The sequence below is a fragment of the Psychrobacter sp. JB385 genome (genome assembly GCF_900163785.1).
Classification (GTDB): Bacteria; Pseudomonadota; Gammaproteobacteria; order Pseudomonadales; family Moraxellaceae; genus Psychrobacter.
On record NZ_FUKN01000013.1, the window covers coordinates 615959 to 637123 of the forward strand.

The 21165-nt window shown below is 43.7% G+C and carries 18 protein-coding genes; 9 read left to right on the top strand and 9 right to left on the bottom strand.

The features are described from left to right. The first annotated feature begins 84 nt into the window (after positions 1-84). Entirely contained in the window at positions 85-993 is a 909-nt protein-coding gene (locus tag CZ794_RS09860; protein WP_087041420.1) for a polyphenol oxidase family protein, read from the top strand. A gap of 130 nt (positions 994-1123) precedes the next feature. Here CZ794_RS09860 and CZ794_RS09865 read toward each other — a convergent pair whose 3' ends face one another. Next, entirely contained in the window at positions 1124-2386 is a 1263-nt protein-coding gene (locus tag CZ794_RS09865; RefSeq protein WP_256958936.1) for a YeeE/YedE family protein, read from the bottom strand. 448 nt (positions 2387-2834) lie between these two features. Here CZ794_RS09865 and CZ794_RS09870 point away from each other — a divergent pair, with 448 nt between their 5' ends. Next, positions 2835-3452 (top strand): flavodoxin family protein, encoded by a 618-nt coding sequence (locus CZ794_RS09870; protein WP_087041421.1) that lies wholly within the window; start codon positions 2835-2837, stop codon positions 3450-3452. A gap of 350 nt (positions 3453-3802) precedes the next feature. Here CZ794_RS09870 and CZ794_RS09875 read toward each other — a convergent pair whose 3' ends face one another. The 4 genes from CZ794_RS09875 to tolQ form a co-directional block, all read right to left on the bottom strand. Beyond that, positions 3803-5095 (bottom strand): PD40 domain-containing protein, encoded by a 1293-nt coding sequence (locus tag CZ794_RS09875; protein WP_087041422.1) that lies wholly within the window; start codon positions 5093-5095, stop codon positions 3803-3805. 146 nt (positions 5096-5241) lie between these two features. After that, a complete protein-coding gene (locus tag CZ794_RS09880; RefSeq protein WP_087041423.1) occupies positions 5242-6234 on the bottom strand; it encodes a cell envelope integrity protein TolA in 993 nt (330 codons plus the stop codon). 75 nt (positions 6235-6309) lie between these two features. Further along, positions 6310-6768: a protein TolR gene (gene tolR / locus CZ794_RS09885; RefSeq protein WP_087041424.1), complete on the bottom strand. Its 459-nt coding sequence runs from the start codon at positions 6766-6768 to the stop codon at positions 6310-6312. Then, positions 6765-7487, bottom strand: coding sequence for a protein TolQ (gene tolQ, locus CZ794_RS09890; protein ID WP_087041425.1), 723 nt, complete (start codon positions 7485-7487; stop codon positions 6765-6767). The genes tolR and tolQ overlap by 4 nt, the downstream gene beginning before the upstream one ends. Positions 7488-8077: 590 nt before the next feature. Between tolQ and CZ794_RS09895 the strand changes: the two genes are divergently transcribed. The 3 genes from CZ794_RS09895 (at position 8078) to CZ794_RS09905 (ending at position 14055) form a co-directional block, all read left to right on the top strand. After that, the gene (locus tag CZ794_RS09895) at positions 8078-9373 is read left to right on the top strand and encodes an NCS2 family permease (RefSeq protein ID WP_087041426.1); all 1296 of its coding nucleotides are present in this window, start codon (positions 8078-8080) and stop codon (positions 9371-9373) included. 711 nt (positions 9374-10084) lie between these two features. Next, positions 10085-13351: a bifunctional proline dehydrogenase/L-glutamate gamma-semialdehyde dehydrogenase PutA gene (gene putA / locus CZ794_RS09900; protein ID WP_087041427.1), complete on the top strand. Its 3267-nt coding sequence runs from the start codon at positions 10085-10087 to the stop codon at positions 13349-13351. An 11-nt stretch (positions 13352-13362) separates the two neighbouring features. After that, positions 13363-14055 carry an aldehyde dehydrogenase family protein gene (locus CZ794_RS09905; RefSeq protein WP_087041428.1) on the top strand — a complete coding sequence of 231 codons (693 nt, stop codon included), beginning with the start codon at positions 13363-13365 and terminating at the stop codon, positions 14053-14055. A gap of 154 nt (positions 14056-14209) precedes the next feature. On the opposite strand, the gene CZ794_RS09910 is transcribed toward CZ794_RS09905, so the two are convergent. Then, positions 14210-15382: a cupin domain-containing protein gene (locus CZ794_RS09910; protein ID WP_087041429.1), complete on the bottom strand. Its 1173-nt coding sequence runs from the start codon at positions 15380-15382 to the stop codon at positions 14210-14212. A 130-nt stretch (positions 15383-15512) separates the two neighbouring features. Between CZ794_RS09910 and CZ794_RS09915 the strand changes: the two genes are divergently transcribed. Then, entirely contained in the window at positions 15513-15698 is a 186-nt protein-coding gene (locus tag CZ794_RS09915) for an NF038104 family lipoprotein (protein ID WP_062844371.1), read from the top strand. A 1-nt stretch (position 15699) separates the two neighbouring features. Here the strand turns inward: CZ794_RS09915 and CZ794_RS09920 are convergent, their stop codons facing one another. The 3 genes from CZ794_RS09920 to mnmA all read right to left on the bottom strand — a co-directional run bounded on the left by CZ794_RS09920 (position 15700) and on the right by mnmA (position 19048). Beyond that, positions 15700-16341, bottom strand: a complete 642-nt coding sequence (locus tag CZ794_RS09920; protein ID WP_087041430.1) for a DUF2238 domain-containing protein — start codon at positions 16339-16341, stop codon at positions 15700-15702. Between the two features lie 27 nt (positions 16342-16368). Continuing rightward, positions 16369-17760: an adenylosuccinate lyase gene (gene purB, locus CZ794_RS09925; RefSeq protein ID WP_087041431.1), complete on the bottom strand. Its 1392-nt coding sequence runs from the start codon at positions 17758-17760 to the stop codon at positions 16369-16371. 76 nt (positions 17761-17836) lie between these two features. Continuing rightward, on the bottom strand, positions 17837-19048 hold the full coding sequence (mnmA, locus tag CZ794_RS09930; protein ID WP_087041432.1) for a tRNA 2-thiouridine(34) synthase MnmA: 1212 nt from the start codon (positions 19046-19048) through the stop codon (positions 17837-17839). A 270-nt stretch (positions 19049-19318) separates the two neighbouring features. On the opposite strand from mnmA, the gene ispF reads away from it, so the two are divergent. The 3 genes from ispF to CZ794_RS09945 all read left to right on the top strand — a co-directional run bounded on the left by ispF (position 19319) and on the right by CZ794_RS09945 (position 21113). Then, positions 19319-19819: a 2-C-methyl-D-erythritol 2,4-cyclodiphosphate synthase gene (gene ispF, locus CZ794_RS09935; protein ID WP_087041433.1), complete on the top strand. Its 501-nt coding sequence runs from the start codon at positions 19319-19321 to the stop codon at positions 19817-19819. Positions 19820-19980: 161 nt separating this feature from the next. Beyond that, positions 19981-20331 carry a Grx4 family monothiol glutaredoxin gene (gene grxD, locus CZ794_RS09940; protein ID WP_062844376.1) on the top strand — a complete coding sequence of 117 codons (351 nt, stop codon included), beginning with the start codon at positions 19981-19983 and terminating at the stop codon, positions 20329-20331. A gap of 242 nt (positions 20332-20573) precedes the next feature. Then, positions 20574-21113, top strand: a complete 540-nt coding sequence (locus CZ794_RS09945) for a hypothetical protein (protein ID WP_087041434.1) — start codon at positions 20574-20576, stop codon at positions 21111-21113. Positions 21114-21165 lie beyond the last annotated feature (52 nt).

The following is a 21165-nucleotide window of genomic DNA, read 5'->3' on the forward strand; positions in this document are numbered from 1 at the left end:
GATAGTCAATAAAAAAGCACTTATTGTCGGCAATACAATCACCATATATAAATAATAACAACCCATGAATACGGTATATCAGCCATGATTAATACGTTTCCCATGACATTGCTGGCGCAGATTGATAATGTGGCGGTTTTCCAAACGTCTGCTTTTTTTAGCGATGATACTCTCAATATTGAGACGCTCGATTCGAAGAGCGTGCAAGCTGACGAAAAGAGTAGGGCTAATTATGGTGAGCTAAACTTAGGGTTGCATGTTAAGGATGACGCGACAAAGGTACTAAATAATCGTATGCGTTTATTGTCTGCTATCAACGAGCAAATAATGAATGTAACGCTAAATAGTGAGCAGCACACAAAGATCAAACGCCTACATTGGGTCAACCAAGTCCATGGTAAACAGATTCAGAATATTGATTTTGCGGCACTAAGTATGGAGCCGATGGCTGCCGATGCCATGATTAGCAAGCAGGCGGGTCTTGGACTGGCGATCATGACAGCAGATTGTGTCCCTATTGTGTTGTATCAACCTGCCAGTGGTCAGATTGCCGCGATTCATGCAGGCTGGCAAGGGTTGGCATGCGGAATTATTCAAGCGACCGTGCAAGATTTCACGGAGTCTGGAGAGATTAAAGCATGGATTGGTGTTTGTATCAGTCAAGCGAGTTATGAGGTTGGTCACCATGTTCGTGATCAACTGTTTGCAGGCTGCTTTGAAAACCAGTCATTAACAGCCTCTGATCTTGATCGTTTTGACCAGCGGTATGTTGTTAATAGTGAGGCAGGTAATGCTGATAAGCTCAAACTTGATTTACCAATGCTGGCTGCCGATCAATTGAAGGCGACTGGTGCAACGTTGGCTGATGGGTTACCGGAGCATTGTAGTTACGCTGATAATCGATATTACTCTTATCGACGCCAGACGCATTTGAATCAGCCTGCTACAGGACGTATGGCATTGGTGATTGTTCGTAGTCTTTCTGCGTTTTAATAAAAGCTATTTATTAATAGAAGCAGGTAACGGTGGCTATTCGTTTGTAGCATTTATAGGTTAATCGTCCAAAAAAATAGCAAACTTATATTAAGTCTGCTATTTTTTTATTCGCAAATTATCGGTTTTTTTAGCATACAGAATCATTAGATTTTGGGACAGACAGCCCAAATAAGGGGCGCAAATATAAGGCTAAAAAAGTCCCTGCCATTGCCATAATGCCCCAAATATACCCATGAGCACTAAAAGAGGCAATACCACCAAAATAAGCACCGATATTACAGCCAAAAGCCAGACGCGCGCCATAACCCATCATCAAACCGCCAATCACAGAGGCTGCAAAATTGCCTAGAGTAATCTGAGTAAATTTGAATAAACCTCCTGCTGCCGAGGCAATAAAAGCACCGATGATAATACCGATATTCATGACCGTGGTCGAATCAGCAAAAATTGAAGCATTTAGCGCAGCGGCATTGGTTCCTTGCCAATAACCCCAGCTTGCAACATCAACGCCAAAGTTGCTTGCAATTTTAGAACCCCATAATGTAAATGCAGAGGTGATACCCCATGGCTGACCACGCGTGATCAATGTTAGCGCATTCAATACTGCTAAGACGATTGCTGCTGCAAATAACGGCCATGAGCCGCGAAAAATGCGTCTCCAACCTTTTTCAGTCGGCACGGGTGCCATTTTCGGTGCGTTGGTTTTTTTCTCAACAATGAGCGTGACCCATGCAATCAGACCAAATAGTGCAAGCGATACTATCCAAGCACCACTATAGCCAAGACCTGTGGAGGTCGCTAAAGAAAAAGGAGCAAAGGAGGGCATCTCTTCTGTCCAAAATGGCAGATGATAGGCGCCAACAGTTGCGCCAATGACAAAAAAGATAAAGGTGATAAACATCACTGAACGTCCACCGCCAACAGCGTAGAGCGTCCCAGAAGCACAGCCGCCGCCCAGCTGCATACCAATACCGAATACAAAAGAGCCGACGAGTAAACTGACGCCCACGGGTGATACATACCCTGCGACCGAGCCGCCAAACAGGGTCGTACCATAGGCAAGAATAGGGGCAAATAGACTGACGGCAACCGCTAACATCAGCATATGAGAACGCATTGCTTGTCCATTACCCACTGACATCAGACGCCTAAATGCAGAAGTAAAACCAAAACGCGCATGAAACAGAGTATAGCCAAGCAGTAGGCCGATAATAAAAAGTAAGGGCTGAGCCATAGGTTGAGTGCCAAACAGGTAAATCAGCATAACAAAGCCAGCAAGTGCGCCGCCTACTACCAGTAGCTTTTGCGGGTCGTTTAATTCCAAGGTTCCTCTAGCAATAGGGTCTAGTGTGTCGTTTACGGGTTGAACTTTCGTTGTTGTAATAGCCAAAAGAGTACATCCTTCCCTGATATATGTTTTCAGAGTTTGTTATTTAAATGGTTTTTTGGAATATTTAAGCGGTATATTCGGGAAAATTTGAATAAGTGACCTATGATAAACCCGTTCATTAAAAGCGTGACAAGAAGAAGGGGGATTTATATATTCTTCAATGGAATATATAAGCTTGTAATGGCTGATTAATGATTAATCGTAATACAAGGAATCTATCCTTTTCCTTAACTATTATTTATTCAATCTATTGGCCGCTCATTCATTAAAAATAGTTATATCGTTAGGACACTGATTAAGTTTTTATAAATATAGCAAATAAGATCAGGTTGAATTTACAAAAGCTTGCCTCATATTAGCTAAATAAATAAGATATCTATAACATACATTTTTAGCATCCTAAAAACAGACTCTGAGTCTGTTCAATTAATCCACAATTAGAGTTTGTATGAATACACCTGTGAAATCGTCTTTAACCTCCACCTCCACTGATAATGTTCCCAACGTTTCTATTGCCGTGATTTTTCATAGTAACTATGGGCATACCAAGCGTGTTGCTGAAGCTATTGTCAAAGGGGCGCACCAGCAATTACCAGCATCACAGGCCAAAATTGTCGATGTCCATGATGTCGATTGGGAGTATTTGGATCAAGCGGACTTGTTGGTCTTTGGTAGCGCTGTCTATATGGGTAGCGTGACGGCTGAATTTAAGACCTTTATGGATGAGACCTCAAAGCGTTGGTATCATCGGACATGGGAAGGTAAGTGGGCTGCCGCCTTTGCCAATTCGGGTGGGTTAAGTGGTGATAAATTGGCAGTATTGCAGCAGATTTCCTTGTACGCAATGCAGCATGGTATGAATTGGATTGGATTGCCCTTGATGCCAACGGGTCATGAAGCCCATGATTTGAACCGACTATCCAGCTTTTTGGGATTAATGACACAGTCTTTGGATGGACCGCCAGAAGAAACCCCAGGGCCTGGCGATATTGATACGGCTATTTGGTTTGGGGATCATTTAGCAAAAACCATTATCAAACATCAGCCAGCTTCTACAAAGTCTTGAGATAAAGTGGTAAGTTGCCCTTAAAGTCGTTCAATAAAAAAACAGATACCAAGTTGGTGTCTGTTTTTTTGCTTTACTGGGCATGGTTTTGTACAGCAAGAGGTGCCGTGACAGGTATGGGGCTATCAACGAATTGAAACGATTGACAACCTGTAATTAGCAGTACCGAGGTCAATAAACCGCTTAGCGTTAAGGATTTCATAAAGGTATCTCAAAAAGCAATGAAAGGTATATAAATACTACTTATTATAGTATTAATCATTATAAGTAATATTATAAAAAGCGCCTCGTATAACGTTAGGCGCTTTTTTATGTTTCACGAGTACATCAATAAAGCGAAGCCGACCCTCTTATTTGGGACTAGGTGACCAGACGGGTGAGCGGATAACACCTTGTCCTGATTTACCGAACGCTTCGCCGCCGTTTAATGATTTAATGGTTAGTACACCTTTACCGCCTTGCTTTGAGGCATATACCACGCGCTTACCATTTGGAGAGAAGCTTGGTGCTTCATCAATCCCTGTGTTGCCCAGATTAGCAGTGACCGCGCCATTGTTATTCATGATGGCAGCTGCTCTTCCACTCAAAAAAGCAATTTGTGAGCCATCGCTACTATATTGCGGACTGGTCGCATAACCGCTATTGGATACTTTGGTTGTGCGACCTGATCCGAACTCATAACGATAAATTTGCGGCTTATTAAAGCCGGCCCGATCACTGACAAAGACGAAAGATTTACCATCGGGTGCATAGCTTGGTTGTACTTCACTGCTAGGCCAATTGGTAAGTCTTCTAGGCTGACCGCCACTGGCACTCATCTCATAAATATGAGCACTGCCTTCAAAGCTGCTGGAAAATAGTATCTTACTACCGTCAGGCGAAAATGAAGGGCTCAAGTTACTGCCTGCAAAAGGCGTTAACGCACTTGCGCCGCCGCCACTAACATTTTGTACATAAATAACTGGGTATGACTTGTCGCGCTGTACAGAATAAGCGATACGACTGCCGTCTGGTGACCATGCTGGTGAAAAGATAGAGCCTGCAACTTCTGTGATGGTTTTGGCGTTTTCGCCGTCTGCATCCATAACTTTTAGGCGTGAGACTTTCTCTTTTCCAGCGCCAATCTCTTCAATATAGGCGATACGCCCTGAAAAATCACCTGGGATACCTGTGATAAGTTCATACACTTTATCGGAGATCACATGCCCTGCATAACGTAGGCTTTCTCTATTATTATCAGCGGTTAAGCTTTGCTTGCCTTCGATGACCCGACCAGATTTGACATCAATTACTTCATAATCAGTCACTATCTTTCCGCGATTACTGCGCGTAGTGCCGACCACCAGATAAGGAATTCCCATACTTTGCCATACGGGTAAAGAGCCTGCCAGCTCACCACTGCTGTGCGGCTGCTGCGGCAGGTTTTGGCTAGTCACTTTTAGCTCAGTCTTACTCAAATCATTTAATACGATAGGTGATAAAACCGAATCGCCAGCGAAGGGCACAAAAGCCACTTGGTTTTGCTGGACAGGGATTTCATAATTCCATTCTAAGACAGCAGGCTCTGCAAATAATGTCGGAGAAATAAGCAGAATGGAGGTACTAGCAAATAAAGCGATACATAGTTTCTTATCAGTATGCATGAGTCAGTTGAGCTCCTAAAGTAATATGGTTATCATTTTTATAAGTAATCGACATATGATGAAGCGGTATGTGCTGCGTAGACTGCGGTTTAGCCTCGCATTATCAAGTATTTACGTTAACAATAATACAAGATATGAGCAACTCATTAGTTACTACCTGTAAGCTTTATAACGAAGGTGGGATATCTAGGGTCGTCAGCATTAATTGGTAAAGTGCCTGTGTCCCATACTGCTTGTTTGGCAGCTTCATTCACAGCGTCATCAGATCCTGATGCTGTAACATCGAGTATGGTTCCATTAGCGTTTACGGTAATGGTTAGTGTAGCACTACGAGTCGAGCCTCTAGCCGCTGGCGGTGGATTATAGTTACGTTGAAGCAAGCTAATGATGTCAATATTGCTTGCACTGCGGTTACCACTTGACGCAGAACGTTCATTGCCTTTAGTAAGACTGGATGTGGCTGTGTCGCCAGAAATAATGGATTGACCATCTGATAAATTGTAGGTTTTACCTGCACTGCCTGTATTGATTTTTATATTACGATCACTTGCAGTAGGAGGCGTAATCTTTGGCGGGTTGTTGCGTTTATTACGTAAATCTCCGAGCGTCTCTTGCTCTTCTGCACGCTGTTCTCGTTTGTTTTGTTCAACTTGACTGTGTTCTTCTGATACAGATTCATCTAATTGCGCGGCCCATTCTGCCATCCGGCGCTCATAATCTTGGTTTTGCTCAAGTATGCGCTGACGCTGATCTTCACTCATTAGCATCGGCTGGCTAGCATCATCATCAGAGCGTGTAAAGACGGGTACACGCTGAGAGCTTGTTTGATTGGGATTTTGTGTGCTTGCGCCACCATCAAAGGTCTCTGTTTGCGTCATGGTAGTGGCACCATTTTCAGCCTGCAGGGCACTGGCTGCTGCTGCTCGATTTGCCAAAATTTGTCCCTGCATCTCAGCAAGCTGCTCAGGTGATACCATGACAGTCTCAATACTACCAGCCGTTTCTACCTCAGCGTGTTGATAATTATAAATAAGCACGCCAATCACAAGCGCATGTGCCAGCAAGCTGAGTAGCGTCGGCAAGGTAAGACCATTGCTTTCAGGTTGAGTTGGTACATAAACGATAGGAGCATTATGCATGGTAGAGATACTCAAAAACGAGGTTTATCAAATGATTGGCTTTATTATAGCAAGTTAGACGAGGCATAGACGTTATTATAATGAAGGTGTGGGCAAGGGTGCGCCTGTTAATAGCCCAACTTTTTGGATACCTGCTTGTTGTAAGGTTGCCATTAGAGTCATGATATCGCCATACTGATTGTTTTGATCCGCATTTATCATGACTTGCAAAGGTTGCGCCCCAGCAGCGTCGCTTTGATTTTGTAGGTTGGATAAGGTGTCAATCAACTCCAGCTCACTCATTGGCAAATCAATATTGTTTTCATAACTGATAAAAATCTCACCGCTATCAGTCAATGAAACAATAATGGGCAGTTGACTTTGGCTCATCGTATTGGTTTGCTCTTTTGGCAAGTCAACATCGACGCCCGTGATCAGCATAGGTGCTGTCACCATAAATATCACAAGGAGCACGAGCATCACGTCAATATAAGGAACGACGTTCATCTCCGCGTTGAGTGCCTTTTTTTCACGGCGATAAGGGCTTTGTCTCATAACCCTGTCACCTGACCCGCCGCCGCTTGAGTCTCTCTACCAGTGATACTCTCTGCACTGGTCTCACGTTGGAGCATGCCTGTCATCTCATCACAAAATAATGCGCGTGAATCATACAATTGGCTCGATTTGGCCGTAAAATGGTTATAAGCCAGTACGGCAGGAATAGCAGCAAACAAGCCCATAGCAGTCGCGATTAGCGCTTCAGCGATACCAGGCGCCACAGAGGACAACGTCGCTTGCTCGGTTTGAGACAGTCCCAAAAACGCGTTCATGATGCCCCAAACCGTCCCAAATAGACCAATATAAGGGGCCACTGATCCGATACTTGCTAGCGTGGTCAACCCTGACTCTAGTAATTGCTGCTGACGCCCCAAACCGACCCGAAGCTTGCGCTCAACGCCATCAATAATGTCATCTTTGGGTTGGCGCTTTTTATGCATTCTGAGATATTCAGAAAACCCCACATAAAAAATTTGTTCAAGCCCTTGGCGTTCAGGAGAGCCTTGAACCCCTTGATACAGTTTGGCCAAGTCTTCACCCGACCAAAACCACGTCTCAAACTGTTGATCGAAGCTCTTGGCAGTCCCAAGCCGTGCACTCATACGAAAAATAATCACCCAGCTGAGTAAGGAAGCCAATAACAATAACGCCATTACTATCTGTACCAAAAGACTGGCTTGAGTAATAAGGTCAATAATATTTAAAGATTCAGGCATGTATGAGACTCATGAATAATTGATAATGACTGGCAGGGCGCAGCACGCAAACCAAGTTAGACCATCTAATAAAACATAGAATAGGACACCAAAAATGTGCTTTGATTTTGCACATTGGTATCAACCGCTTAGTGTACTGGTAAATGTACAAAAGGTCATTTATTAAAGTGTTAAATACTCAATAATATGAATCTAGTTGGTTTTGAGCATGAGCCATTATCAATACATCGCGTTTTCTGAAAATAGGCAGGTACAATGCAATTGCGCTAGTGCAAGACAATTTACTTATTTTATGTCTGACAAGTTCAACAGATGACGAACTCTGATTATAGACCTAGCACCTCTTTAAGCAAAAGGACTGTACAGTAATATTGAAACCTTGTTTAGTCGCTGCTCATTTGGATGTCAGTAAGTCAGATTTGTACCCATAAGGCACGGGTAATGATTGAATTTACACCACAATTTCTCTAAAATGTTGCACTTTGTTACCGCTGCCTTTTGATTATGACGTCGCAATTTTTTGTTGACGTCATATTTATTTTAGGCACCAATAAATTTGTTCTTTCACTAGCAAGCTGGGCGCGACACTTATGAATGCAATTGAACGCTATTTTGGGATTAACGGTGAAAACACCACGGTCAAAACGGAAATCCTTGCTGGTATAACCACTTTTTTGACCATGGCATATATCATCTTTGTGAACCCTAACGTATTGGCTGAAGCTGGTATGGATAAAGGGGCAGTGTTTGTTGCCACCTGTATGGCCGCAGCAATAGGCTGCTTTATTATGGGGATTTATGCCCGATTACCTGTGGCATTAGCGCCAGGTATGGGTTTGAATGCTTTTTTTACCTATGGTGTCGTATTGGGTATGGGGTATGCGTGGCAAACGGCACTCGGCGCTGTGTTCTTATCGGGTTGTTTGTTTATCATTTTAAGCTTGTTTAAAATTCGCGAATGGATCATCAATGCCATTCCAACCAGTCTTAAGCAAGGTATTGTGGCAGGTATCGGTGCTTTCTTAGCGTTTATCGCATTACAAAGCTCAGGTATTATCGTTAGTCGTGATGCCACATTGGTGATGCTTGGGGATATGACTTCATTTTCGCCAATGATGGCGGCATTGGGGTTCTTTATTATTATAGGCTTAGTCTATAAAAAGGTACCAGGTGCGGTCACTATTGGTATTTTGATCGTTACCGTGATCAGCTTGCTGACAGGTCATACGCATTTTGCTGGCATTATGTCTGCGCCGCCATCTATTACACCGACTCTTCTAGAACTTGATATTGCCGGCGCGTTTGATGTTGGAATGATCAGTGTCATTTTTGCTTTTTTATTCGTTGATTTGTTTGATACAACCGGCAGCTTAGTAGGTATCGCCAGTAAAGCAGGTTTGATTGATAAAGATGGCAATATTCCTAACATGGACAAAGCGCTATTAGCTGATTCGACAGCAACGGTGGCAGGCGCTATGCTGGGTACTTCATCGACGACCAGTTATATCGAAAGTGCTTCTGGTGTGGCATCTGGTGGACGTACAGGTCTCATGGCGGTAACGGTTGGCGTCTTGTTTGTGCTGAGTATTTTCTTTGCACCATTGGCTGGTATGATTCCTGCTTATGCGACGGCGGGCGCGATTTTTTATGTATCGGTACTGATGTTGTTTACGCTAAAAGACATCAACTGGGAAGACTTAACCGAAGCGGCTCCAGTGGCAGTCGTACTGCTATTAACCCCGCTCACGTATTCTATCGCAGATGGTATTGCACTTGGCTTCATTACCTTTACCGCGGTCAAGTTGATGACAGGTAAGTTCTCTGAGATTACCATTCCTGTTTGGGTGCTGACCGTTATCTTATTGGCTAAACTGGTATTGCTATAGGCATCTGATAGTTAATTTCTTACCTTATATGACTGTTTTGAGTCCCCTTTATTCTGGATGAATGAAGGGGATTTTTCTTTGCGTAAACGATGATCCAATGTTACCTTGTAATTGCAAGTATTTGATTTAAAGAAATTAAATGTTGATAGTAAATAGAAAAATATAACCAGAGCGTCATCCTGACTAAGGTGCTGATAACTGGTTATTTTTCAGCACGATACGAATTTAGAAAAATAGTAAATAGTGTTAGTTTGAAAATTTTTTTCATGCTAATATGCCCAAGTTAAGCGCATCACCTCAATCAACGCCGTAGAGGTTTTTCTTACAGTGAATTAGCGTCAAATAAGATGACAGATTTAGACCTAGTCAAAATGATAATTTATTATCTTTTTTGATTTAGCAATAAAATCATCTGCTCATCACACTCCTTTCACTACTAACAAGAAGAAGGCACTAATGTCGCTTAACTGTTTGTTGCCTTTGTATTGTTAATGTAGCCCGTTTAACACTCGAACGACCTACTTAACCATTTCCAGCCGATGCTGGATTTTCCCGTTTTGTAATGGCGCCGTTTGGTCTTTTGATTACCGCTGCGAGTATCCCTATTAACCACTGTTTAAAATAACAGGGGGCGTAGGCACTTAGGCGTCATAATCAGACCTCCTAAAGCATCATTAATTATGGTTTTTAAACGATAGTTATGGAGTTGTTATGAACCCAGTAGATCAGTTTACCCCGCAAGAACCAATTTTATTTAATCCTGTCGATTTGCTATCGCCAGAATATATTACTCACTCATCAAAAGAGCTATATGCGCGTATCTCGCCATTATATAGCGTGGATGAAACCAGTTGGTTGTCAAAATTACTACCACTGGCCAAACCTAGCGATGAAGAACGCAATGCGGCGGCTGAGCAAACGCGTCAGCTGGTTGAGCATGTACGTAATGATGGCAAAGCGGTCAAAATGGTTGACTCATTATTGCTTGAGTACAGTCTAGATACGCAAGAAGGTATCTTGCTAATGAGCTTGGCAGAAGCCTTGATTCGAGTACCGGATAATTACACGGCAGATGCACTTATTCATGACAAGATGAGTGTGGCTGACTGGAAAAAACACATTAAAAATGACAATGGTTTTATGGTCAATGCGTCTTCATGGGGCATGATGATGACAGGCCGTGTCGTCAGCATTGATAGCAATACCACTGCCTCAGGCTTTTTGGATCGTATGACCAAAAAAATGGGTGAGCCTGTCATTCGTAGTGCGATGCAAAAAGCCATGCGTATTATGGGCCATCAGTTTGTATTGGGCGAGACAATCGAAAGCGCTAATAAAAACAGCCAGCCATATCGCAATAGAGGATATACCTATTCATTTGATATGTTAGGTGAAGCGGCTATCACGCATAGAGATGCCGAAAAGTATTTTAACGACTATCTGCATGCTATTAGAGCTACGGCTAATGTCAAAGTCAAAGAAGGCATGCCTAAGCCTTCTGTATCTATCAAACTATCAGCTTTGCACCCTCGTTACGAAGCCACCCAAGAAGCGCAAGTCATGGGATTACTGCGTCAGCGTTGCTTGTTGCTTATTGAAGCTGCACGTGAAGTCAACGTCGATCTTAGTATCGATGCTGAAGAAGCGGATCGTCTTGAGATTTCATTAAAATTATTTGAGTCTTTATACCGTGATAATTTGACCGCTGGCTGGGACGGATTAGGCATCGTTGTTCAGGGGTATTCTAAGCGTGCTATTTCTGTCTTAGTATGGCTGGCTCGTTTGTCATCAGAAGTGGGCGACCGTATTCCAGTACGTCTGGTCAAAGGTGCTTATTGGGATACTGAGATCAAACTTGCTCAGCAAAAAGGACTGTCAGGCTATCCTGTTTGGACACGTAAAGAGGGCACAGATACGGCTTATCTTGCTTGCGCCCGTTTCTTATTGTCAGATCATCTACGCGGTCTTATCTGGCCACAGTTTGCGACTCATAATGCGCATACACTGGCGTCAATTATGACGATGAGTAAGCACAAAGAGTTTGAGTTCCAACGTCTACACGGTATGGGTGATGCGCTGTACGATCATATTTTACAAGCCTATCAAATCCCTGTCCGTATTTATGCGCCAGTTGGTGCACACAAAGACTTGCTGCCATACTTAGTACGTCGCTTGCTTGAGAATGGCGCGAACAGCTCGTTTGTGCATCAGTTGTTGGACAAGTCTTATCCTATTGATAAGCTCACCGTGCATCCTTACGACAAGCTGCTTGCCAATGCCACCTTGCACAATCCAGACATTCCGCTGCCATCAGAAATATATGGCTCGCGCCGTGCAAGTTTTGGCCCGAATATCTTTGTAGAGTCACAATGGCTACCATTTAAATCTGCTATCGATAGCCACTTAAATAAAACGTGGTCAGCAACATCTATCGTTAACGGTAAAGCCATTAACGAATATGAAGTGGATGGTACAAACCAGAAGCTAAATGTGCAGACCGTGCGTGCTCCTTGGAATCATGAAGTGAGCGCAGGGGAAGTCACCTACGCCAATGCAGAACTTGCTCGTCATGCCATTGATGTCGCAGTTGCTGGACAAAGTGTGTGGAAAAATGTGCCAGCTGTTGAACGTGCTGCCATATTGCGCAAAACAGCCGATCTTTATGAAGAAAACTACGCTGAATTGATGGCGCTTTGCCAAGTTGAAGCTGGCAAAACCATGCAGGATAGTATTGATGAGATCAAAGAAGCGGTCGATTTCTGCCGTTTTTATGCTGATGAAGCCGAGCGTTTAGATGCAACAGTATATGAGTTTACAGATTTAAATGGACAACAGTCACGTCAAGTCTATAAAGCACGTGGTACTTTTGTTTGTATCAGTCCTTGGAACTTCCCATTGGCCATTTATACAGGTCAAATCGTGGCCGCTCTAGCAGCAGGCAACACGGTTGTGGCAAAACCTGCCGAACAGACCAGCTTGATTGCTCATTTTGGCGCACAACTAATGTATCAAGCGGGTGTGCCAGTAGAAGCTTTACAATTGGTCATCGGTGCAGGTGACGTTGGTGGTGCATTAACGGCTGCTGATAATATTGCAGGCGTTATCTTCACAGGCTCAACCCAAACCGCGCAACGCATCAATCAAAGTTTAAATGATCATGCCCAAGCCAGTGGTGAGCTACCTGTGTTTATCGCTGAAACTGGTGGTCAAAACGCCATGATCGTCGATTCAACTGCGCTACCAGAGCAAGTGGTTAGAGATGCAGTATTGTCTGCCTTTGGGTCAGCAGGTCAACGCTGTTCAGCTTGCCGCATCTTATGCGTACAAGAAGAGATGGCTGATGATTTGATCGAGCTATTGCAAGGTAACATGGCGGAGCTGTCAGTAGGTAATCCACTATATGCAGCGACTGACGTAGGGCCAGTGATTGATGCTGATGCTAAGCAAGGTCTAGAAGCACACATTGAGCGTATGAATGCTGAACCAACAGCGCGTATTTTGGCTCAAACGCCGATGAGTACCAGTTCAGTCGTCAGTCAAGAACAGTCTACCTTTGTATTGCCAACAGCGATTGAAGTGAACAGTATTGATGTGATTGGCGGTGAACACTTCGGGCCAATATTGCATGTACTACGCTACCAAGCACGCGACTTAGACCAACTGATTGATGCCATTAACGCCACAGGATTTGGTTTGACTTTAGGTATCCACAGCCGTATCGAAAATAATGCTGAGCATATTGAGCGCCGTGCTTTTGTTGGTAATACCTATATCAACCGTAACCAAATTGGTGCCGTAGTGAACGTACAGCCATTTGGTGGCTGTGGTCTATCAGGTACAGGCCCTAAAGCTGGTGGTCCGCATTATGTGGCACGTCTGATGACACTGAGTACAGAATCATCAGTGAACCCTCAGGCGACTGAGCAAGCAGCAGTTACGAATGACACAATCTCAACCACTCAAACAGAACTCGTATAAGGAGTAGCAACATGGCGACTGAATTCAAAAAAAATCATGCCCAGGTTTGTGAATCCTGGCGACTACTTGGCGCAGTCAATCGCGCCACATATCTACAAGCTGCTGTGCCAAAGTTGGCATTGCTGACGGGTGATGCCAATAAGGCAAAACGCTTATTCAATCACTTGTTAGAGGCTGCGCCGAGTTTGGATGAAGTGCATCGCATGGTTGGTGCCACTGGTGAGTCTAATGATCTATATGTGACTGCTCGCGGCAAAACCATGGTTATTGGCAGTGAATCTGCTAGAGCCATGGCAGTATTAGGGCAGCTCGTCGCGGCATTGTTGACCGGTAATGAAGTGATTTTGCATTGCCCGAGCCAAGATGAGATGTGTCATGAAGCGGCAAAAATACTTTATGAAGCGGGCATCAGCGATGATGTGTTGAGTGTTGCAAACGATTCTCAAACCATCACGCTTTTACATATTGACCGTCTGGCGCAAGTTGCAGTTTCTGGTAATGGTAGTGAGATACAAACCATCAGCCAAGAACTTGCCAAAACTGACGGTATCTTGACGCAAGTGATTGCGGTCAGTGATATGGAAGGCTTATCAGAAATGCTAAGGCCTGATTATTTGCACCGCTTCGTTACAGAGCGAGTCAAGACGATTAATACGACCGCCATCGGCGGTAACGCCAGCTTACTTGAGCTTGGTACAGAGTAATAATTTTTATCAAGCTGCGCTTAGTTTTGATCAAAGCTAAGCGTATTAAAATAAAGTTAATAAAAAACCGCTATCTGAATGTTGTTCAGGCAGCGGTTTTTTTATATGTTTATGTGAATGTTAAGCTAGTCAATGAGATTGATTGAACAAAAAATCACTCAGCAAAATCAATCCAAACCCAGCCATTTTCTAACCATTCACTGAGATCATCTGGATCAATGTCCGTCACATCGCTATGCAGCAGAGGCTCACCATTCGCCAAACGAATTAAGACAGCTTTTGTCACTTCGTCCAGACCATCAATGCGTTGACCATTGGCATACAGCACTGCGCCATTACTGTCCTGAGTATAAAGCAGACGATTGCTATAATCTGCTTGTAGTGTCCCGCCCTCTAACAACGCTTGCATCAACTCATCAGTATCTAACGTTTCTTCTGGCATCAGCGCATCATATTGACGTTTGCTCACCACCTCTGATACAGCCTGACGGATAATATGATCGCCGCGCTCAGATTGTAGCATTTGCAGCAATTGATTTTTGATTGCCTCAATACTTTGGGTTTGCAATGCACCTGAGGTTTGTATGGTCTGCGGAAGTAGCATGGGTACAAATAAATCGCTATCGTTGGTTGCGATATCAGCCATACTATCGATGATTTGCATTAGATTTGGACGACGACAGCCAAAAGAAAACGTCAAGCAGTCATCTTGAGCAACCCCAAAATGCGATAGCTTCGGCGGTACATAAAGCACGTCACCAGCTTCTAATATCTCATCAAAAACAATCTCACCCATATCATCAAAAAGTCTGATTGGCTCATCGGCGACGAATTCTGTGCTTTTATCGCAGAACTTGCCCAATTGCCAACGGCGATGTCCATAACCTTGCGCCAGAAACACATCGTAATCGTCATAATGTTTGCCAACTGAACCGCCTTTAGGCGCATAAGAAACCATGATGTCATCGCGTTGCCACTGCGGTATGAATCCAAATGCTTGCCATAATTGACCAAGCTCAGGCGACCACTGTTCAAGGTTCTGTACCAGTACCGTCCATTGCTTTGGTAGGTTGTCAAAATCCGATTCAGTCAGTGGGCTTTTTTTTAGTTGCCACTGCGCTTGACCGTCTTTTTTGGTATCGGCTTGTGTCAATAAACGTGCTGAGGCTTCTTCTTCTATAGCAAGACCCAGCATGTCTTCTGGTTCAAACATATCAATAAGCTGGGGTAAGCCTTGTTTAATAAGTAACGGCTTTTTTTGCCAGTACTCGGCTAAAAACTGCTCGGGCGTGATAGATTCTGGTAAACAAAGGGGTATAGAAGTCATGGATGAATCCGTATTTTAGATGAGAGTGAGATTAATAATGAGCAGTGCTTTATAGGAAGGTTTTAATAGTTTATGATGATCCTCTATCTGATGGCTATCATCAGAGCTACCACTGAATCGTAGGAACGTTATGAAAAAAATGCATTTGATCGTCATTCTCACAAGCGTATTTTTATTGCAAGCTTGTGTACATAAGATCGTCACTGTGCCAGCTAAGATTGCTTACAAAACCACCAAGGGTGTGGTTAAAGGCACTGTTGCTGTTGGTAAAGCCATCATACCGGGTGATAGCGATGACGATAAAAAAGACAACTGATCTATTTTGGGTCAGCCACTTGATGGTTACGAGTTTTAAATAAAATAACCCCTGCTGCAATCAGCCCACCGAGTAATGCCAAAGCCATGTCTTTGTGGGCGTCCCAAATATCCCCCTGCTGTCCATTATAAGCTTCAGCTGCCTCAGGCGATAACATTGAGGCGATTCCCCATTCAAGCAGCTCATAGAGTAGGCTTGATGACATATTAATCATAAGTGCGATAGCAATTAATAGCTTAATTGACTGAATACGAAAGACATATCTTGAGCTTTCAACCATGGCGCTAAGCAGCAAAAGCCCATAACTGAAATGCACGAGCCTGTCGTACATATTGCGCTGCCAACCAAAAATTTGGTTTAGATTTATACCGAATAGTCGCTGTGTCCAATCATTATATGGCACGTATGAGTATAAGTACCGTGCACCTATGATATGAATGATGAGAAATAACGAAGCCAATATGTAAGAGCGAGAGCCAATCTGCTTATAATGATAAGCACCCAGCATCACTGCCAAAAAAAGCAGTGTGCCGAGTTGATGGAGTAGGTAACTTGACCACTCTAGAGGCTCAATACTGGCCAGTACCATAACGATGAATACCGTGATAGTACTGGCAGAAACAGAGTTTAAGCGATGAGTCATGGCAAATATTTGCTCAACGATTCGCGCTTAGATTTTAGCGATCCAGTCTTTAATGGTGCGAGCTTGTTCAGCGGCATTACCAGTGTAAGTAGCTGGTGTCAATTCACGTAGGCGCGCTTTGTCAGCGTCACTCACGGCAGACAACTCATCACTTTCAACGAATGTCAGCATGGCTTCACGAGTCATGGCGTTACCGCGCGTCAACGCCTTTAATTTTTCGTAAGGGTTTTCGACACGGTAGCGGCGCATGACCGTTTGGATTGGTTCTGCCAAGACTTCTTGTGCTTGATTGAGATCTTCATCTAAACGCTGGGCGTTTAACTCAAGCTTACCCACACCTTTTAGACAAGCATCAAACGCAATCATACTTTGCGCAAGACCAACACCGATATTACGTAGAACGGTTGAATCCGAGAGATCACGCTGCATACGTGAGATTGGCAGTTTTTCACCCAAATGTGCCAGCATGGCGTTGGCAACACCTAAGTTACCTTCAGAGTTTTCAAAATCAATCGGATTGACTTTATGCGGCATAGTAGAAGAACCCACTTCACCGTCTTTTAGGCGCTGTTTAAAATAGCCTAAGCTAATATACTGCCAAATATCACGGTTAAAATCGATCAAGATTGTGTTGAAGCGTTTTACTGCGTCAAACAGTTCGGCGATATAGTCATGTGGCTCAATCTGCGTGGTGTAAGGATTGAAAGTCAATTCTAGACGCTCATCGATAAATTGTGCGGCATGAGTCTGCCAATCCACATCAGGATAGGCTGAAAAATGCGCATTGTAGTTACCGACTGCGCCATTGATTTTACCCAATAACTCTACTTGACCGATCTGCTTGATTTGACGAGCAAGACGATAAGCCACGTTTGCCATCTCTTTACCAAGTGTGGTTGGACTTGCAGTTTGACCATGGGTACGTGACAACATAGGCTGATCAGCGTGAGCAATCGCCAAGTCTACAATGCTATCGGTGACTTGCTGCATTTTAGCCACTACGATGTCGCGGCTGTCTTTGAGCATCAGTGCGTATGACAAGTTGTTGATGTCTTCACTGGTACAGGCAAAGTGAATGAATTCAAGTGAATCGATTAAGGCATCCTGACCACGGAATTTGTCTTTGATGAAGTACTCAACCGCTTTCACATCATGGTTGGTGGTCGCTTCGATGTCTTTAATCGCTTGAGCATCTGCTTCGCTAAAGTCGTCAACAATGCTGTTCAAAAACGCATTGGTATCTGCATCAAACGCAGCAAGCTCACCAATCGCTTCATTATCTGCTAATGATTGCAACCAGCGAATCTCTACCGTAACGCGAGCTTTAATCAAACCAAATTCAGACAGATACGGGCGCAAGCTGTCGGCTTTAGATGCATAGCGACCGTCGATAGGGGAGAGTGCGGTAAGTGGGGTCATAACGATACCTCAAATGATTGTAAATAGTGAACGTGATTAAAAAGAACAAAAATAACATCGAAAGATGAATAAAAAATTAAAACCCACAAGGCGCATCAATAGACGCGATGACACCGCCGCCCAAACACACCTCATCTATATAAAATACAGCCGATTGGCCGGGCGTCACTGCGCGCTGAGGCTCATCAAATATCACGCGGACTTCGCTACCGTCGGCTTTTGTGGCAAAAACATGGCACGCTTGATCTGGCTGACGATAGCGCGATTTTGCCATACAGCGTAGACCTGTGTCGCTAAAGACATCAGCAGGTGGCAAACCATCAATCCAATCGAGCTTATAAGCGCTTAGCTCATTGCTCATAAGCATCGGATGCTCATGACCTTGACCGACGATTAGGCGGTTTTTTTCTAAGTCTTTTGCCAGTACAAACCATGGCTCCTCGGGGCGGTCTTTGACGCCGCCAATACCGATGCCACCGCGTTGACCAAGCGTATAGTACATAAGTCCATCATGCGTACCGATGTTTTTATTGTCATCCGTCATGATGTCACCTTTTTGCGCAGGCAAGTACTGCTGCAAGAAATCTTTGAAACGGCGTTCACCAATAAAGCAGATGCCCGTAGAATCTTTCTTTTTTGCGGTAATCAGATCATGTTTTTCAGCGATTTGACGCACGACAGGCTTTTCAAGCTCGCCAACTGGGAACAGTGTTTTGGCAATTTTATCGCCGCCTACAGCGTGCAAAAAGTAGCTTTGGTCTTTGTTATTATCGAGTCCGCGTAACAACTGCGCGACCGTCTCGCCCTCATCATTAGTGTAATTTACGCTACGACGAGTATAGTGACCGGTCGCAATATAATCGGCACCAAGTGTCAGAGCATAGTCTAAAAATGCTTTAAATTTGATTTCTTTGTTGCACAAAATATCAGGATTGGGCGTACGACCCGCTTTATATTCTGCTAAGAAGTGCTCAAACACGCGATCCCAGTATTCCATCGCAAAATTGGCCGTATGCAGTTTGATGCCAATTTTGTCACAGACAGCCTGCGCATCTGCTAGATCATCCATTGCAGTACAGTATTCGGTGCCGTCATCTTCTTCCCAGTTCTTCATAAACAAGCCTTCCACCTTAAAGCCTGCCTGCTGAAGCAAAACGGCCGAGACAGAAGAGTCGACGCCACCTGACATACCAACGATGACGTGCTTGGTGCTAGGACTGTCGATATCAGCAAGCGTTAAAGGACGATGGGCGATAACAGAATCTGAGTGTGATGTGATGGCTGACATAGAACGGCTCAACTATTTATACTGGATCCAAAATCGTAATGACACTTATGACAGATGCTAAAAGTGATAGCATTAGCATTTTAACAGTGCCAGTTTTTCTTTTGAATTGGGTATTATGATAAAATAAGCGTCACATTATACCAGTTAATTGAAACTGGTGGCGACCTATGGCATCTTACGGTGAGTAAAATCGCTTTAGAAATTCAGATAGTGGTTTTGAATTATTTGAATCATGCCTAATTAATCGGTTCTAATTGAGTTGAGACAATAATGATAAAAATTGGTCAAGGCATTGATGTACATGCGTTTCATAACAATGGTCAGCAGCAGCAATATGTCATGTTGGCAGGCGTACCGATTGAGCACACGCATAGCCTACTGGCACACTCTGACGGCGATGTGGTGTTGCACGCATTAGCAGATGCGCTACTAGGGGCGCTCGCGCTTGGTGATATTGGTCAGCATTTTCCAGATACGGATGCCGCACACGCTGGTCTAGATTCGCGAGTGCTTTTACGCTATGTATATAGCAAAGTCCAAGAGGCTGGATATATCCTAGGTAATGCTGATATCACCGTCATGTGCGAGCGTCCAAAACTGGCACCGCACAATCAAGCCATGCGTGACAATATCGCAAGCGACTTGCAAACAGCGGTGGGTAATATCAGTGTCAAAGCCACCACCACTGAAAAACTGGGTTTTACGGGTCGACAAGAAGGTATCATGGCCAATGCCGTGGTATTATTGGTTTCAAACAAATCTGACACATAATCGACGTGCACTTGCTGATCCTCAGGCCAATCTATCAATTGCGCTTGTAATATAGGGATAATTGCCCCATGTATCAACCATATCGTCATTCAATACCTTTGCAATATTGCTATCTTAATATATTGCCTTTTTAATATACCGCCTTATCAATAGGAGTTTTTATGAGTGATCAAACCCCAAATACTGCTGCAAATGATGTTGAACAGTTGATTCGCGATCAAATCCGTGACAACAAAGTGATTCTTTATATGAAAGGCACACCGCAGTTTCCACAGTGTGGTTTTTCTGCCCGTTCTATCGAAGTATTGACGCAGATTGGTCGTCCATTTGCGTTCGTCAATATTTTAGAAAACCCAGAAATCCGTGCGACGTTACCAAAGATCGCCAACTGGCCGACATTTCCGCAATTGTGGATTGATGGTGAGTTGATGGGTGGTTCTGACATTATCTTGCAGATGTATCAATCAGGCGAGCTTAAGCCATTAGTTGAGGCCAACAGCCCTGCTGCTTAATATTCAAAACGGTTTAATGTATTACTGTTTATGTTATTAGTATTGATAGCATTGTTATGATGTTTTAAAAGTCAGCGATACATAAATTGGTTTTGCTATTGAAGCACCGTGAACCCAAGTAGTCTGACGGCTATTTGGGTTTTTTGCGGTTTATACCTTCTATTGCTTTTATAGGTTTTAACCCCATATATAATTGTTAATATAAGCAAAACAATAAGCACTATTATCAATAAGAGAGTCTTATGAATACTCAAGCATATGATCAACAACAAGCTCAAAAAGAAGCTGACGAGCAAGCGCTCATTGAAAAGCGTCGCGAGCGCCTGAAAAATGAATCTCTGCGTATTATTGAGATTGCAGACAATGAAGCCAACTCAGCCCTTAAGTGTATCCATCAGCTAAGTGTGGCAGGCGGTGCCACAGAAGCGACTTACATCGCTATTGAGCAGCGTATCGTTGCCGATCAAGATGCTGCTGGTGCTTATCATTTGGCACTATTGGCGCAAAGCACGCCAGATTTACCGATTGATGCGCGTCAGCTTATCGAATTGGTGGTGAATAAGGGCGACAATCAACAGCGCTTAGCGCTTCTTAAGAATTTGCCATTGCCTCCTGTCGATATTATCAAAGAACAAATCTTAGCCACTAATGATGGTGAGGCGATCGGTTTAATGAATGCGTATTTGCAAATCAATCCAGAAGGCTATGGTAGCCATCATATGCTAAGCAGTGGTCAATCTGATCAGGTTGTACCGCTAAGCTCTGGTAATCACTCAAACTAAATTTGAGAAACGAATATGAGTGATTTGGTTCATTTTTAGCATTAATTTCAAC

What these genes read in the sequence shown, in the direction of transcription:
- CZ794_RS09860 (WP_087041420.1), top strand. Translation starts at nt 85, where the DNA reads ATGATTAATACGTTTCCCATGACATTGCTGGCGCAGATTGATAATGTG.
- CZ794_RS09870 (WP_087041421.1), top strand. Translation starts at nt 2,835, where the DNA reads ATGAATACACCTGTGAAATCGTCTTTAACCTCCACCTCCACTGATAAT.
- CZ794_RS09875 (WP_087041422.1), bottom strand. Translation starts at nt 5,095, where the DNA reads ATGCATACTGATAAGAAACTATGTATCGCTTTATTTGCTAGTACCTCC.
- CZ794_RS09880 (WP_087041423.1), bottom strand. Translation starts at nt 6,234, where the DNA reads ATGCATAATGCTCCTATCGTTTATGTACCAACTCAACCTGAAAGCAAT.
- tolR (WP_087041424.1), bottom strand. Translation starts at nt 6,768, where the DNA reads ATGAGACAAAGCCCTTATCGCCGTGAAAAAAAGGCACTCAACGCGGAG.
- tolQ (WP_087041425.1), bottom strand. Translation starts at nt 7,487, where the DNA reads ATGCCTGAATCTTTAAATATTATTGACCTTATTACTCAAGCCAGTCTT.
- CZ794_RS09895 (WP_087041426.1), top strand. Translation starts at nt 8,078, where the DNA reads ATGAATGCAATTGAACGCTATTTTGGGATTAACGGTGAAAACACCACG.
- putA (WP_087041427.1), top strand. Translation starts at nt 10,085, where the DNA reads ATGAACCCAGTAGATCAGTTTACCCCGCAAGAACCAATTTTATTTAAT.
- CZ794_RS09905 (WP_087041428.1), top strand. Translation starts at nt 13,363, where the DNA reads ATGGCGACTGAATTCAAAAAAAATCATGCCCAGGTTTGTGAATCCTGG.
- CZ794_RS09910 (WP_087041429.1), bottom strand. Translation starts at nt 15,382, where the DNA reads ATGACTTCTATACCCCTTTGTTTACCAGAATCTATCACGCCCGAGCAG.
- CZ794_RS09915 (WP_062844371.1), top strand. Translation starts at nt 15,513, where the DNA reads ATGAAAAAAATGCATTTGATCGTCATTCTCACAAGCGTATTTTTATTG.
- CZ794_RS09920 (WP_087041430.1), bottom strand. Translation starts at nt 16,341, where the DNA reads ATGACTCATCGCTTAAACTCTGTTTCTGCCAGTACTATCACGGTATTC.
- purB (WP_087041431.1), bottom strand. Translation starts at nt 17,760, where the DNA reads ATGACCCCACTTACCGCACTCTCCCCTATCGACGGTCGCTATGCATCT.
- mnmA (WP_087041432.1), bottom strand. Translation starts at nt 19,048, where the DNA reads ATGTCAGCCATCACATCACACTCAGATTCTGTTATCGCCCATCGTCCT.
- ispF (WP_087041433.1), top strand. Translation starts at nt 19,319, where the DNA reads ATGATAAAAATTGGTCAAGGCATTGATGTACATGCGTTTCATAACAAT.
- grxD (WP_062844376.1), top strand. Translation starts at nt 19,981, where the DNA reads ATGAGTGATCAAACCCCAAATACTGCTGCAAATGATGTTGAACAGTTG.
- CZ794_RS09945 (WP_087041434.1), top strand. Translation starts at nt 20,574, where the DNA reads ATGAATACTCAAGCATATGATCAACAACAAGCTCAAAAAGAAGCTGAC.